Raw genomic sequence first — 14533 nt, 5'->3', positions numbered from 1 at the left:
GGCACGGATACCGGATTGAAATGGCCGAAATCGAGATTCGGGCGCTTCGCAAGGCTTTTGACGGCGCCGAGGTTCTGAAAGGCGTCGATCTCACGATTCAAGACGGGGAGTTCATCTCCCTCGTCGGCCCATCCGGGTGTGGCAAATCCACGCTTCTGCGCGTCATCGCCGGTCTCGAACCGCAGTCCTCCGGCGAAGTCCGGATTGACGGTGTCAGTGCCGACGGCGTCAGGCCGAGCGCGCGCAATCTGGCGATGGTGTTCCAGTCCTACGCGCTTTATCCGCACCTGAGCGTGTTTGACAATATTGCCGTCCCGCTGCGGATGAAGCGCCTGTCCGCGCTGGAGCGGGCGCCGTTCGTGGGCCGGCTGATGCCTGGTCGCCGCCGCGCCGAACGCGTCATTCGCGACGATGTCGAAAGGGTAGCCGAGCAGCTCGAAATTTCGCCGCTGCTGAAGCGCAAGCCTGGGCAATTGTCCGGCGGCCAGCGCCAGCGCGTTGCCGTCGGCCGCGCCATCGTGCGTCAACCGCGCGCATTTCTATTCGACGAGCCGCTATCCAATCTCGACGCCAAGCTTCGCGTGCACATGCGCGCCGAGATCGCCCAGTTGCACCGTCAGCTCAAGACGACCTTCATCTACGTCACCCACGACCAGGCCGAGGCCATGACCATGTCGGGCCGGATTGCCGTCATGATCGGCGGCGAGCTCATTCAGGTCGGCGCGCCCGCCGCCGTCTATGACGACCCCTGCGATATCCGCGTTGCCGAATTCGTCGGCACGCCGAAGATAAACGCATTTCCCGGTCGGATCCGCAGCGATGGCCGGCTGGAGATGCTCGGACATGTTCTCCATATGGCAACACCGGCGCTGGAAGGAGAGTGCCGCATCTGCGTCAGGCCGGAGCGGATCGAGCTGGCTTCGCACGGACTGCTTTCCGGCACCGTCGTGCATCTGGAAAATCTGGGATCGGAAGCCTTCGTCCATATCGGCTGCGCGGGTACGGACGCGCCCGTGGTGGCGCGCGTCAACGACCCGAGCCAGTTGCCGGCGATCGGGGCCACAATCGGTTACGGCTTTGCGCCGGAGGCGGTTCGCGCCTTCGACGCTGATGGCAAGCGCATCGTGACTTCGCTCCCGTCGCGCGTCGAGCGGCCGCGGGAGATGGCCGTTGTCTGACGCCGCCACCGCGCTGCAGGGAATGGCGATGGCGCCACGCGTCCCTGCGCGGGTGTTTGCCGGTTTCCGCCGGGCAGGGCGATCGCAGGCAGCCTATGCGCTTGCCGCGCCGGCCTTCATGCTGATGCTGCTGATGCTGATCGGCCCGCTCGCCGGCGTGATCGCGCTCTCGTTTACGGACTATCAACTCGGCGCGCCGGCGTTCTCCTGGATCGGCCTCTCGAACTACCGGGAGATGTTCGCCGACCGGGTGTTCTGGATTTCGCTGAAGAACACGCTGACCTATGTCGCGATCGTAGTGCCCGGCGCGGTGGCGCTCGGGCTCGGCGTTGCGCTCCTGATCCAGAGCGGCGCCGGGCTCAAGAGCTGGTATCGCACCGTGTACTTCCTTCCTGTCATGGCGACGTTGATTGCGATGGCGATCGTCTGGGAATTCATGCTGCACCCGCAGTTCGGCCTGGTGAACGGGCTTTTGCGTGCTGCCGGCCTGCAGGGCCATAGCTGGCTGCAGGATCGCGGCACCGCGCTTTATTCGCTGTGCGTAATCGGTATCTGGCAGGCCACTGGCTTCAACATGGTGCTGTTTCTCGCCGGCCTCGTCTCGATCCCGAAGCATCTCTACGACGCGGCCGAGATCGACGGCGCCGAAGGCGCGTGGTCGCGTTTCCGCCTGGTGACGTGGCCGATGCTCGGGCCGGTCACCCTGTTCGTGGTGGCGATCTCGGCAATCCGCTCTTTCCAGGTGTTCGACACCGTTCAGGTCTTGACCAAGGGCGGCCCCTCGAAATCGTCGGAAGTGCTGATCTACACGATGTACACCGAAGGCTTCGAGTTCTTCCGCTCCGGTTACGGCGCGGCCGTTACCGTCGTGTTCCTGGCCTTCGTGCTGCTGCTCACCGTGCTCAAATCGGCGCTCGGCAACCGGGAAGTGCACTACGCATGACGCCGCAGGCCCGCATGCTTCTGTGGTCTGCGATCCGGCACATCGTGCTGCTGGCGGGAGCGCTGGTGATGCTGACGCCGTTCATCTGGATGGTGTCGACCGCGTCAAAACCTCAAACCGAGATTTTCTCGTCCGATCTGCACCTGATCCCCTACCACTTCGCGCTGTGGGACAATCTCCGGATAGCTTTCGCCAAGGCCGATCTATGGCGCTATCTGCTCAACGGCTTGATCGTCACGACCTCGATCTTCGGTCTTCAGGTGCTGGTTGCCCTGCCTGCCGCCTATGCCCTTGCCAAATTGCGCTTTCTCGGCCGTGACGTGCTGTTCGCGCTCGTCGTTTTCTGCATCCTAATTCCGCCGCAGGCGACCGCGATCCCGGTATTCCTGCTGCTGCATAAACTGGGTGTCCTCGATAGTTATGCGGCGCTGGTGCTGCCGTTCACGATCTCGGTGTTCGGCATTTTCCTGATGCGCCAGTTTTTCAAGACCGTGCCCGACGACCTGATCGACGCCGCGCGAATGGACGGGATTTCCGAGTTCGGCATCGTCTGGCGCGTGATGCTTCCGACCGCGATTCCCGCGGTGACCGCGTTCGGCATCTTCTCGGTGGTCGCGCACTGGAACGACTATTTCTGGCCGCTGATCGTGCTGAACAGCGAGCATTTGCAGACGCCGCCGCTTGCGGTCGCGCACTTTCGCAACAATGAGGCCGGCACCAATTACGGCCCTCTGATGGCGGCGGCGATGGTCATCATCGCTCCGCTCGTCATCGCCTTCCTGTTCGCCCAGCGACGCTTCATCGAAGGCATCACGCTCACCGGCATCAAGTAACCGAGTTTCTTTAAACCCTCAGGAGACGACAATGTTCAGAACATGGATTGCCGCAGCCGCTCTTTCGCTCGCCGCCGGCCTCGCGCATGCGCAGACCGAAGTCGTCGTTCAATACCCGTATGCCGAATTGTTCGAAGGCACGCACAAGCGCATCAGCGAGGAGTTCGCCAAGGTGCGGCCGGACATCAAGGTCACGCTGCGTGCGCCCTATGAATCCTACGAGGAAGGCACCCAGAAAGTGCTGCGCGAGGCGGTGACCAACCAGATGCCCGACGTGAGCTTCCAGGGTCTCAACCGCATCCGCGTGCTGGTCGACAAGAACATTCCGGCCGAACTCGACGGCTATATCGCGGCCGAGAAGGATTTCGACAAGCAGGGCTTCCATCAGGCGATGTTCGATATCGGCACGGCGAGCGGCAAGGTCTATGCGCTGCCGTTCGCGATTTCGCTGCCGATCGTCTACGTCAATCTCGATCTGGCGAAGAAGGCCGGCGCCGATCCGGCCAATCTGCCGCAGACATGGGACGGGCTGATCGATCTCGCCAAGAAGATCAAGGCGCTCGGTCCCGACATCAACGGCATCACCTATGCCTGGGACATCACCGGCAACTGGCTGTGGCAGGCGCCGGTGTTTTCGCGCGGCGGCACCATGTTGAACGCCGAGGAAAACAAGGTGGCGTTCAACGGGCCGGAAGGCCAGTTCGCGATCAGGACGCTGGCGCGCCTTGTCAGTGAAGCCGGCATGCCCAATCTCGACCAGCCGGCGATGCGCGCGACCTTTGCCGCCGGCAAGACCGGCATTCACGTCACCTCGACCTCCGACCTCAACAAGACCACGCAGATGATCGGCGGCAAGTTCGAGCTGAAGACCCACACCTTCCCGGACGTGGTGTCGCCGAACGGCCGGTTGCCGGCCGGCGGGAACGTCGTGATGATCCTGGCCAAGGACAAGGCCAAGCGTGACGCGGCCTGGGAGGTCGTGAAGTTCTGGACCGGCCCGAAGGGCGCGGCCATCATGGCGGAGACCACCGGCTATATGCCGCCGAACAAGGTCGCCAACGACGTCCACCTGAAGGACTTCTACGTCAAGAATCCGAACAACTACACCGCGGTCAGCCAGCTCGCGCTGCTGACCAAATGGTACGCCTTCCCCGGCGACAACGGCCTCAAGATCACCGACGTGATCAAGGATCATCTCAACTCCATCGTGACGGGTGCACGCACCAAGGAACCGGAAGCCGTGCTCGCCGACATGACGAGCGACGTGCAGAAGCTGCTGCCGAAGACGGTGGGTTCGGTGCGTTGACGACAACTGCCTTACCAAGAACCGCTGCGGCTAGCACGCCACGCCGCGGCGGTCGCTAACAGGGAGACATGGTTCTATGAAATTCGTCATCCTCACCGATACTCATTTCGTCGCCCGTGGCCGTAAGCTCTACGGGCTGGATCCCACCGAGCGGCTTGGCGCGGCGGTCGAGCGGATCAATCGCGATCATCCGGATATTTCCTTCGTGATCGTGACTGGCGACCTTGCCCATTGGGGCGAGGACGCCGCTTACGAAAATCTCGCCTCGGTCCTGGCGCGACTGAAGGCGCCGACCATCCTCTTGATGGGCAACCACGACAAGCGCGGTCCGTTTGGCCATTTCTTCCCCGGCGTGCCGCGCGACGAATCCGGCTTTGTGCAGTCCATTCATTTGTTCGATGCTGCCACGATCGTCACGCTCGATACGCTGAATGAGGCCGCGCCTGACCACGCCGGATTGCTGTGCGAGGCGCGGCTCGCCTTCCTCGAACACGCGCTCGGCTCGGCACCGGCCGATCGCCCGCTTCTGTTGTTTCAGCACCATCCGCCGTTCGACACCGGGCTGCGCTACATGGACGATATCAAGCTCGCCAATCCCGAGGCCGAATGGGATGTGATCGCACGCACGCGCAAGCCGGACTATCTATTCATGGGCCATCTGCACCGGCCGATCTCGGGCATCTGGCGCGGCATCCCCTTCCACATCCAGCGCGCGCTATCCCATCAGGTGGCCTTCGACCTCGATACGGCGGATCACATTCCCGGATCGCACGAACTGCCGGACTATTCGCACGTGACCGTCAGCGCCGGGCAGGTGGTGATTCACCAATGCTCGTTCCTCTACGATGGACCGCTGTTTTCGTTGCAGGACCGCGCCGCAATCGAATGGACCGACCGATAACGCGGCTAACGTCAGGCGCGCCGCGATAGGCCGTCAGCCCGGCCGGGACTGCGCTTCCAATTGCCGGCTGTAGCGCGACATCGCAAAGCAGAACACGAAATAGATCAGCCCGACGAACACGTAGACTTCAACGCTGAACTGCTGCCAGGCGGGATCGATGATGGAGGTCTTCGCCGTCGTCAGCAGATCGAAGATACCGATGATCAGCACCAGGCTGGTGTCCTTGAAGAAGGCGATGAACGTATTCACCAGCGGCGGGATCACATGACGAATCGCCTGCGGCAGGATGATCAGGCCGTTCTTCTTCCAGTAGGTGAGCCCGAGCGCGTCGGCGGCATCGTGCTGTCCTCTCGGAATGGCCTGCAGGCCGCCGCGGATGACTTCGGCAAGATAGGCGCCGGCGTACAGTATGAACGCGATCTGCGCCCGGAGCAGTTTGTCGATGTTGACGCCGTCGGGCAGGAACAGCGGAAACATCACGCTCGCCATGAACAACAGGCTGATCAGGGGAACGCCGCGGATCAACTCGACATAGAGCACGCAAAGCGACTGGATCGCGGGCAATTTTGAACGGCGTCCCAGCGCGACCACGATCCCGAGCGGGAAGCCGAACGCCAGCCCGAACGTCGCCAGGATCAGCGTCACCGGCAGCCCGCCCCAGCGATCCTGTGAAACGTAGGACAGCCTGAAGACGCCGCCCCACATCAAGACGCCGATCAGGACCAACGCCGCCGCCCACACCAGCACCAGTTCCTTGCGCCACCAATTGCGCCGGCTCGACACCCAGAACAGCGCAATGAAAGTGAGGCACACCAGCGCCGGCCGCCACTGCTCATTGAAGGGGTAAGTGCCGAACAGGATGAAGCGATATTTTTCAGGGATCACGGCCCAGCAGGCGCCGTGCCCACGGATCGACCGGCAGGGGCCGCTCTGGTTGCCGGAAACGATCCAGATTGCATTCCAGTAGCCCCACTGCACCAGGCTGACGAACGCCTTGGCGAGCAGCGCGATCAGGAGCACGGAGATGATGCTTGATGTGACGGAGGCGAACAGATTCGTGCGCAGCCACCGGACCGCGCGGCCGGCCGGAGTCCCGCGGGATCGCGCGTCGAAGGGAAGCGGATTTTGCGGAGCGTCCGTGATCGATATCATGGCGTCAGCGCTCCACCAGCGCGATGCGCGCATTGTACCAGTTCATGAACAGGCTGATGCTGAGGCTGATGGTGAGGAACACGGCCATGATGAGCGCGATGGCTTCGATCGCCTGTCCGGTCTGGTTCAGCGTAGTATTCGCGATCGACACCACGTCCTGATACCCGACCGCAACCGCAAGCGAGGAGTTCTTGGTCAGGTTGAGATATTGGCTGGTCATCGGCGGAATGATGACGCGGAGCGCCTGCGGCAGCACGATGCGCTGAAGCACAAAACTACGGCGCAGGCCAAGCGCGTTCGCGGCGTCCCATTGGCCCTTTGGAACAGCCTGAATACCGCTGCGTACGATTTCGGCGATAAACGCCGAGGTGTAGGTGACGAGCGCGATCAGCAGCGCAAAGTATTCCGGTGCGAGTGTCAGTCCGCCGACAAAATTGAAGCCGCGCAGCTCGGGCAACGTGATAGTCCATGACGCGCCGAGACCGAACGACACCAGCGCCGGCAGGCCGACGAGCAGGGCCAGCGCATAGGGCCAGAGCGGGCGCGCTTTGCCGTCCGCCATCTGCCGCGCCACCAACTGCCGCCGCAATAGATACAGTGCGCTCAACCCGGCCAGCACTGCGGCGATCACCCACAGATTTGCTTCCTCGATCGGAATCGCTGGCAACACCAGGCCTCTGTTCGACAGAAAGACGCCTTCGATCGGCTTCCAGGCCGCGCGTGCCGCCGGAAGTCCCTGCATCAGCACGTACCAGAACAACAACTGCAGCAGCAGCGGAACGTCGCGGAGCACCTCGACGTAGACCGCAGCCAGCCGCGACAACAGCCAGTTCGACGACAGCCGCGCGATACCGATCAGCGTGCCAAGCACGGTCGCGAGCACGATGCCGACGACCGCGACGCGGAGCGTATTGACGATGCCGACGATGAAGGCGCGGGCGTAAGGATCCCTGGGGCTGTAGGCAAGCCAGCTATCCGCGATCGGCATCCCGGCCTCGCGGCCGAGAAAGGCAAAGCCCGTCGAAATCCGGCGTACCGACAAATTGTGCAGGGCGTTGGACCAGAGCCAGCCAATGATCGCGACCGCGATGGCGACCACCACGATCTGCCAGACGAGGCCGTTGATCTGCTGGCGATTCAGGCGGAGGCGCATCCGCCGACGACGAGGGAATTCGGGCGCGGATGTCGGCACAAGGATCCTCGACTTATGCGGCGATGACTTCATGCAACGATGTCTTGCAGCAGCGGTCTTCCAGCAGCGATCTTCGGCGATGCGCCCGCAAAGGCGCATTTCAAATGTTGCACCAAAACGTATTCTGTGCAACATATGTTTCATGACGCAGCCCCGGCCGAAATCCTCGCCGCTGAACGATTTGTGCAGTGCGCTGCCATCGTTGCCGATGCGGCTGCAGCAAGTCGGCCGGTTCGTTGCCGCCAATGACTATGACGCCACCACGCGCTCGATGCGTGATCTTGCCGCCGAGGCCGGCGCCGATCCCGCCGCCTTCACCCGGCTCGCAAAAGCGCTCGGCTATTCCGGGTGGGACGAATTGCGTGCCGCGCTGACCGAGGCCCGGCGGCCCGCGCAATCTTCGCCGTTTTCGGGTCGCGCCAGGGGCGGCCGGAAAGGGCCCAACGCCGAGATATCGCTGGTCTCCGACAAGCTGGAAGCCGAGGCGGCAGGTCTTGCGCGCATTTCGGCCGGCTCGGTGGCCAACGCCGCCAAGGCTCTGCACGCCGCGCGGCGCATCTGGATCGCCGGCTTTCGGAGCTGCCGCAGTGTTGCGGAGTTGCTCAATTATGAGCTCCGCTTGTTCCGGCCCGACGCAGTGCATCTGGTCGGCGGCTCGGGTCCCGAAGATCTCGATCTGGGCGCGTTCCATAGCGGCGATGCCGTCGTCGTTATCGGGTTTGCGCCCTATTCGAGGGCAAGCGTTTTGTCGGCGCGGGCGGCCCATGATTCCGGCGCCACGCTGGTTGCGATTGCCGATACGATTACGGCGCCGATGGCGGAGGGGGCCGATCATCTGTTGCTCTATGAGGCTGCGGCATCGCCGGGATTCTTTCCAAGCCTCACCGGCGCCATCGCCATCGCGCAGTCGCTGGCCGCCGTGACCTTCGTGCTGGGCGGCGCCGGCGCCAAGCGGCGCCTCGAAGAGACCGAAGGCCGGTTGGCCGCGCTGTCGCAATATGTCGCGGAGAAAGGTTGATCGTCATGGGAGCCAGCAAAAGCCGGTTGCTGCACCGAAGCCTGCGTGAAACGCCGCCGAAGGCCATCGGGGGCGATGGCGTCTGGCTGATCGCCGAGGATGGCAGACGGATTCTGGATGCTTCCGGCGGCGCGGCCGTCTCCTGCCTCGGCCACCAGCACCCTCGCGTGCTCGAGGCCATAACGCGGCAGGCATCGAAGCTGGCCTTTGCCCATACCGGCTTCTTCTCGTCGGAGCCCGCCGAAGCGCTGGCTGAGGCGCTCGTTGGCGACGAGCCCGGCGGTCTGGCCTACGCCTATCTCGTCAGCGGCGGGTCGGAAGCGATCGAGGCCAGCATCAAACTGGCGCGGCAATACTTTGTCGAAACCGGCCAGCCGCAACGCCAGCGCTTCATCGCGCGCCGCCAAAGCTATCACGGCAATACGCTGGGCGCGCTCGCCGCCGGCGGTAACGCCTGGCGGCGCGAGCCCTACGCGCCGCTATTGTCGTCGGCCTTCAGCCACGTGACGCCGGCGTTCGCCTATCACGAAAAACGCGACAGCGAATCCGAGAGCGATTTCGTGGCGCGACTGGCGGCCGAGCTCGAAGCCGAATTCCAGCGCCTTGGTCCGGATACGGTGGCGGCATTCATCGCCGAGCCGGTGGTGGGCGCTACGGCCGGATGCGTGCCGGCACCGGAGGGATACTTCCGCGCCGTCCGTGAGATCTGCAACCGGCATGGCGCGCTCTTGATCCTGGACGAGGTGATGTGCGGCATGGGCCGCACCGGCACGCGCCATGCCTGGGAGCAGGAGGGCATCGCGCCCGATATCCAGACGATCGCCAAGGGGCTTGGCGGCGGCTATCAACCGATCGGCGCCATGCTCGCCGGCGGGCGCATCGTCGATGCGATCCGGGACGGCTCGGGCGTATTCAAGCACGGCCACACCTATCTGGCGCATCCGCTCGCCTGTGCCGCGGCGCTCGAGGTGCAGCGGGTGATCGATGACGAGCAACTGCTCGACAGGATCAAGGATCTCGGCCGCCAGTTCGAACGGCGCCTGACCGAGCGTTTCGGCAATCACCGCCACGTCGGCGATATCAGGGGGCGGGGCCTGTTCCAGGCCATTGAGCTCGTCGCCGATCGCCCCACCCGCGCGCCGTTCGATCCCGCGCTCAAGCTCCACCAGCGGATCAAGGCCGCCGCGTTCGAAGGCGGCCTTGCCTGCTATCCCTCGGGTGGAACGGCGGATGGCCGCAGCGGCGACCACGTCCTGCTGGCGCCGCCCTATATCGCTACGTCCGACGATATCGACATGATCGTCGACCGGCTGGGTCACGCCGTCGACTTGGCCTTGAAGAGTGTTGGTCATTAGGAGGAGCAGAATGAAGAGAATCATCATCGCTACAGGCTTGCTCGCCGCGTCGGGCCTGATGGCGCAAGCCGCAACGCTCGATACGGTCAAGCAGCGCGGCACGCTGGTGTGCGGCGTCAGCATCGGCTTCGCCGGCTTCTCCACGCCGGACTCGCAGGGCAATTACAAAGGGCTCGACGTCGACTATTGCCGCGCCTTGGCGGCCGGAGTGCTCGGCGACGCCAGCAAGGTGCGCTATGTCGCGCTCACCGCGCAGAACCGCTTCACGGCTTTGCAGTCGGGCGAGATCGACGTGCTCTACCGCAATTCGACGCAGACCTATCTGCGCGGCGCGACGCTGGGGCTGCGGCAGGGCCCGGTCAATTTCTACGATGGCCAGGGTTTTGTCGTAAGGGCCGACGCCGGCGTAAAGGACCTCAAGGGCCTCAATGGCGCCACCGTCTGCGTCGCGCAGGGCACGACCCATGAAGTGACGCTCGGCGACTACGGCCGTGCCAACGGCATTGAGTGGAAGCCACTGGTGTTCGACCGTACCGATACCATGTACCAGACGTTCTTTGGCGGGCGCTGCGATGCCATGACCCAAGACGCTTCGGCGCTTGCTGGCGCGATCACCACTGCGGCTTCCAATCCGGCCGATTACACCGTGCTGCCGCAGACCATCAGCAAGGAGCCGCTCGGGCCGTTCACCCGCAACGGCGACGACGTCTGGACCGACATCATCGCCTGGCTGCACTATGGCCTGATCGAGGCGGAAGAGCTTGGTGTCACCGCAGCCAACGCCGATCAAATGGCCAAATCCAATGTGCCGGCCGTCCAGCGGCTGCTCGGTGCTTCGGGCGAGCTCGGCTCGCGATTGGGCCTCGACAACAAATGGATGCTGCAGGCGATCAAGGCGAGCGGCAATTACGGCGAGATTTTTGAGCGCAATGTGGGCAAGGCGAGCCCGTTAAAGCTCGATCGCGGCCTCAACGCGACCTGGGCCAAGGGCGGCCTGATGTACGCTCTGCCGTTCAAGTAGTGAGACGTTGCGGCGGTTGACACAAGTCGCGCCGCAGCCAGACTGACCCACATGCGCATTACCCTGATCCACGCCCTGAAGCATTCGATTGTGCCGATCGAAGCCTCCTTCGCCAGGCTTTGGCCGGACGCCCGCCTGATGAATCTGCTCGACGACAGCCTGTCGGCCGATCTGGCGCGTGACGGCGGGCTCACCGACGCGATGACCGAGCGATTCCTCGGGCTTGGACGCTACGCCGTCGGCACCGGATCGGATGCGATCCTGTTCACCTGCTCGGCGTTCGGCCCCTGCATCGAAGCCGTCGCACGGGTCCACGCTCCGATGCCGGTGCTCAAGCCCAATGAAGCGATGATCGAGCAGGCGGTCGCTAAGGGGCGCAAGATCGGGCTGTTATCGACGTTCCCGCCGACGCTCGCCTCGATGCCGCCGGAGTTTCCGTCGCGGATCGAGCTGGTGCCCAAATTGGCGGAAGGCGCGTTAGCCGCGCTCGATCGCGGCGATCGCGCGACCCATGACAGGCTGGTGGTGGAAGCAGCGAGGAGCTTGCGCGACTGCGACCTGATTGCGCTCGCCCAGTACAGCCTGGCGCCAGCGGCCGACGCGGTCGCCGAGGCGACGGGACGGCCGGTGCTGACCACGCCCGACAGCGCGGTGCTGAAGCTGATGAAGATGCTCGGCGTGGACCGAACCTAGGCTTCTTTCCTCGTTGGCGTCTTTTCGGCTAGGCTTGCTCAACGTTATCTCTAGCCGCGGGCCGTAGGCCAGCGGCAAATGCTGCTCCAACCGCAGCAACAAGCAGAGCAGCTCCTCCCCAAGCGAGCGCATTCGGGCCGAACCAAATGATCAGGCCGCCACCGAAGGCGCTGCCGAACATTTGCCCGAGATACGTGGCGGACAGATTCAATGCTGCGGAGGCTGAAGCCATTTCCGGCGACAGGAGCACCAGCCGTGCCTGCTGAGACGGATGAATAGCGAAGCCGCCAAGCCCCCAGATCGCGATCGCCAGCATCGTTGTCACCAGCGAGCCGTATGCCATGGGCCACATGGCAAATGCTGCAATCATGAGGACAAGGCAAGCGCCAACCACACGTCCAGCGCCAATGCGATCAATCACGCGGCTCGCGAAGTAATTGCCAGCAAGCCCCGCTACCCCGAACCAGCCAAACAGAAGGCCGATTCCCCCCGCATCAATGCCCAGGCTGTCCCTGAGGCCGGGAGCAAGGTAGGTATAGAGTGTAAATTGACCTGCACACTGGAGAACCGTGGTCAGCAACAACCATAGAATGACTACATTGCTTGCCAAAGGCCGCCATGCGTTCCAGTCTACCGGCGTATTCGGCATTCTGGCTGAAACCGTGAGCGCGACCCACACCGCGCTTGCGAACGACATTGCGCCGACAAGGCCGAGTGTTACGCGCCAGCCAAGAACCGCTCCGAGCGCGTTTCCTGCAGGTATCCCAATGACGATCGAGAGCGTGAACCCAAGAAACATCGTGGCGATGGCTCTGCCGCTCTGTCCGGGCGGAGCTGCAAGTCCGGCGGCAGCGATCGAGTGTGGAGTGACGATCGCGGCAGCGAGGCCTGCAAATATGCGCGCCGCCGCAAGCGTGCTGTAGGTCGGCGCCACCGCCGCGGCAAACTGCAGGACTCCAAACAGGACAAGTCCCGCCGCAATCAAGTCTCGCCGTCCAAATCGCCTCGTGAGAGACACAAGCAGCGGCGCCCCGACCGCGAGCGAAAGCGAATAGGCGGACATCAACTGTCCCGCGCCTGCGACTGACGTCCCAAGCTCCTGCGCGATCTCGTTGAGCAGACCAGTCACCGCGAAAGCGCCGACCCCCACAACGAAGTAGCCGAATGCAAGAGCTGCCGTGGATTGGGTTCTGCGCACACGACCTCATGTAAGCTTCGGATGCGGTCGGCTGATGATTTGCTCGCTGGACACGCCTGCAGCCGCTCACATGCGGCGCGCACGAATATCGACTTGCTTCCGCCAGTTTTTGTTGTCCAAACTCCGCTCTGCCGTCCAATGAAAAGACGCCGGTTCAATTTCGGCAAAAGTCCAGCGCATCGAACCGCCTCCTGGATCCGGTCCTTCCTGCACGATATCTCGTCCCCGTGCGCGGCCGGTCTGTTGCGTGAAAAAATCGGTCGCAGGGTCATTCCATAGAATGCGCCAAGCATCGAGATTCGGATCGTAGATGCGCAGCGTCGTTCCGTACCAATTTCCTGCCCCGGGGAGCTGTTCAATACCCGGGCGCCGTTGGTTGAGGCGCGGGATCATCCAAACGTCTTGTATGGCGCGGCCGTGCAGTATCCAGCCGGCGTGAATCTCGCCGCGACCGGCGTGGGTGGACCCGTCCTCGAGGATTGTGGTGACGTCTATCTCCCACTGACCGACGAGCCACGAATACAGTTCCAGCTTGGCCTTGCGCTCTGGATCCGGGCCATCGGCGTGAAGCACGCGAGGAAATGACGTGGTAAGCGAGCTTGGCGCTTGAGCATTTGTGGTATGCGCAGATGTCATCATAGGCTCCTCTGACTCTAACGATCGGCTTCGCAGTGGGCCTCGATCCGATAATCCGTCGGGATCAAGCACAAAGGTCGCCGCATGGAACTTGCTCACTGTCGCGATCCGGTGCCGCGAAACTAAAGTGCATGCCTGGGGCGGGATCCGGATCGCCCCCGAAGATGTGGCGCGGCGCCGGTTTTCGCTTGGGAAAAATTGCTAAATCCGATCTGGCTGGCCGGAACAGCCCGTTGCCCGCTCTGTTGGAGAACCTGAGACCGAATTGTTCGTTCTGGCGTTATGGCACTCAAGATTGAGGTATTGGCGTCCGGCCCGGGTTGGAGCGTGCGTGACGTGCTCTGCGACTACGGGCCGCACGACCATTCTTTCGTCGAGCAGCATGCCGAAACGGCAATCTCGCCAGTGGCGCAGGGAAGCTTTCAGTACCGGACGCAGGTTGGAGCCGCGACGCTCGTGCCAGGATCGCTTCTGCTCGGCAACGCCGGCAGTTACTTCGAGTGCGGACATGAGCATGCGCAGGGCGACCGGTGTCTCGCGTTTCATTTCGCACCGGCATTCTTCGAGAGCATTGCCGCAGGCGTGCCCGGCGCACGCAGGACTGCATTCGTCCATGCCGCCTTGCCTCCGACAAACGAGCTCATTGGTCTACTAGCCGATGCTGAAGTCGCTCGCGACCAGCGCGACGGAGCAGCTCTCGAGGAAATCGCCACCCGGCTTGCCGGCGCCGTTCTGATGATGACGGCCGACGAAGTCGCAACCATCCGGTCTCCAAGCGCGCATGACCAGCGGCGGATCACCCGGGTCGTCCGCCGTATCGATGCACAACCAGATGGAGGGGTACGGCTCAACGCGCTTGCCCGCGACGCTGCAATGAGCCCCTATCATTTTCTGCGCACGTTCCGGCAAGTCACCGGAATGACGCCGCATCAGTACGTTCTGCATATGCGGCTCCACCGTGCTGCGAGGCGGCTCCGCGAGAGCTCGGATCCGATTTCCAGGATCGCTTTCAAGGCTGGTTTCGACGATCTCGCCACCTTTAACCGGCGATTTCGCCGATTGATCGGCACAACGCCGAGTACCTACCGCGCGATCGGTTAGATATTT

At 63.2% G+C, this 14533-nt stretch carries 14 protein-coding genes; 10 read left to right on the top strand and 4 right to left on the bottom strand.

Annotated features, from left to right (window positions below):
- Window positions 1-20 precede the first annotated feature (20 nt).
- The 5 genes from CQ13_RS20695 (at window position 21) to CQ13_RS20675 (ending at window position 5161) form a co-directional block, all read left to right on the top strand.
- Window positions 21-1178 (top strand): ABC transporter ATP-binding protein, encoded by a 1158-nt coding sequence (locus CQ13_RS20695; protein WP_057844678.1) that lies wholly within the window; start codon window positions 21-23, stop codon window positions 1176-1178.
- A 28-nt stretch (window positions 1179-1206) separates the two neighbouring features.
- The gene (locus tag CQ13_RS20690; RefSeq protein WP_430649704.1) at window positions 1207-2121 is read left to right on the top strand and encodes a carbohydrate ABC transporter permease; all 915 of its coding nucleotides are present in this window, start codon (window positions 1207-1209) and stop codon (window positions 2119-2121) included.
- Window positions 2118-2954, top strand: a complete 837-nt coding sequence (locus CQ13_RS20685) for a carbohydrate ABC transporter permease (protein ID WP_057844677.1) — start codon at window positions 2118-2120, stop codon at window positions 2952-2954. The genes CQ13_RS20690 and CQ13_RS20685 overlap by 4 nt, the downstream gene beginning before the upstream one ends.
- Window positions 2955-2985: 31 nt before the next feature.
- A complete protein-coding gene (locus tag CQ13_RS20680) occupies window positions 2986-4260 on the top strand; it encodes an ABC transporter substrate-binding protein (protein ID WP_057844676.1) in 1275 nt (424 codons plus the stop codon).
- Between the two features lie 76 nt (window positions 4261-4336).
- Window positions 4337-5161, top strand: coding sequence for a phosphodiesterase (locus CQ13_RS20675; protein ID WP_057844675.1), 825 nt, complete (start codon window positions 4337-4339; stop codon window positions 5159-5161).
- Window positions 5162-5194: 33 nt separating this feature from the next.
- Here the strand turns inward: CQ13_RS20675 and CQ13_RS20670 are convergent, their stop codons facing one another.
- Together CQ13_RS20670 and CQ13_RS20665 are read right to left on the bottom strand one after the other, a co-directional pair.
- Window positions 5195-6313 carry an amino acid ABC transporter permease gene (locus CQ13_RS20670; protein WP_057844674.1) on the bottom strand — a complete coding sequence of 373 codons (1119 nt, stop codon included), beginning with the start codon at window positions 6311-6313 and terminating at the stop codon, window positions 5195-5197.
- A gap of 4 nt (window positions 6314-6317) precedes the next feature.
- On the bottom strand, window positions 6318-7466 hold the full coding sequence (locus tag CQ13_RS20665) for an amino acid ABC transporter permease (protein ID WP_156433781.1): 1149 nt from the start codon (window positions 7464-7466) through the stop codon (window positions 6318-6320).
- A 181-nt stretch (window positions 7467-7647) separates the two neighbouring features.
- Here CQ13_RS20665 and CQ13_RS20660 point away from each other — a divergent pair, with 181 nt between their 5' ends.
- The 4 genes from CQ13_RS20660 to CQ13_RS20645 are packed head-to-tail and all read left to right on the top strand — an operon-like array spanning window position 7648 to window position 11592.
- On the top strand, window positions 7648-8523 hold the full coding sequence (locus CQ13_RS20660; RefSeq protein WP_057844673.1) for a MurR/RpiR family transcriptional regulator: 876 nt from the start codon (window positions 7648-7650) through the stop codon (window positions 8521-8523).
- A 5-nt stretch (window positions 8524-8528) separates the two neighbouring features.
- Window positions 8529-9878 carry an aspartate aminotransferase family protein gene (locus CQ13_RS20655; protein ID WP_057844672.1) on the top strand — a complete coding sequence of 450 codons (1350 nt, stop codon included), beginning with the start codon at window positions 8529-8531 and terminating at the stop codon, window positions 9876-9878.
- 10 nt (window positions 9879-9888) lie between these two features.
- Complete coding sequence (locus tag CQ13_RS20650; protein WP_057844671.1) at window positions 9889-10899, top strand: amino acid ABC transporter substrate-binding protein; 1011 nt, start codon at window positions 9889-9891, stop codon at window positions 10897-10899.
- Between the two features lie 51 nt (window positions 10900-10950).
- The gene (locus CQ13_RS20645) at window positions 10951-11592 is read left to right on the top strand and encodes an arylsulfatase (RefSeq protein WP_057844670.1); all 642 of its coding nucleotides are present in this window, start codon (window positions 10951-10953) and stop codon (window positions 11590-11592) included.
- Between the two features lie 28 nt (window positions 11593-11620).
- On the opposite strand, the gene CQ13_RS20640 is transcribed toward CQ13_RS20645, so the two are convergent.
- Entirely contained in the window at window positions 11621-12790 is a 1170-nt protein-coding gene (locus CQ13_RS20640; RefSeq protein WP_063800115.1) for an MFS transporter, read from the bottom strand.
- A gap of 66 nt (window positions 12791-12856) precedes the next feature.
- Window positions 12857-13426, bottom strand: a complete 570-nt coding sequence (locus CQ13_RS20635) for a hypothetical protein (RefSeq protein ID WP_057844864.1) — start codon at window positions 13424-13426, stop codon at window positions 12857-12859.
- 282 nt (window positions 13427-13708) lie between these two features.
- Here CQ13_RS20635 and CQ13_RS20630 point away from each other — a divergent pair, with 282 nt between their 5' ends.
- Entirely contained in the window at window positions 13709-14527 is an 819-nt protein-coding gene (locus CQ13_RS20630) for a helix-turn-helix transcriptional regulator (RefSeq protein ID WP_057844668.1), read from the top strand.
- The last annotated feature ends 6 nt before the right edge of the window (window positions 14528-14533 follow it).

This window comes from Bradyrhizobium retamae, assembly GCF_001440415.1.
Lineage (GTDB): Bacteria > Pseudomonadota > Alphaproteobacteria > Rhizobiales > Xanthobacteraceae > Bradyrhizobium > Bradyrhizobium retamae.
This window is presented reverse-complemented; position numbering and strand designations above follow the sequence as displayed.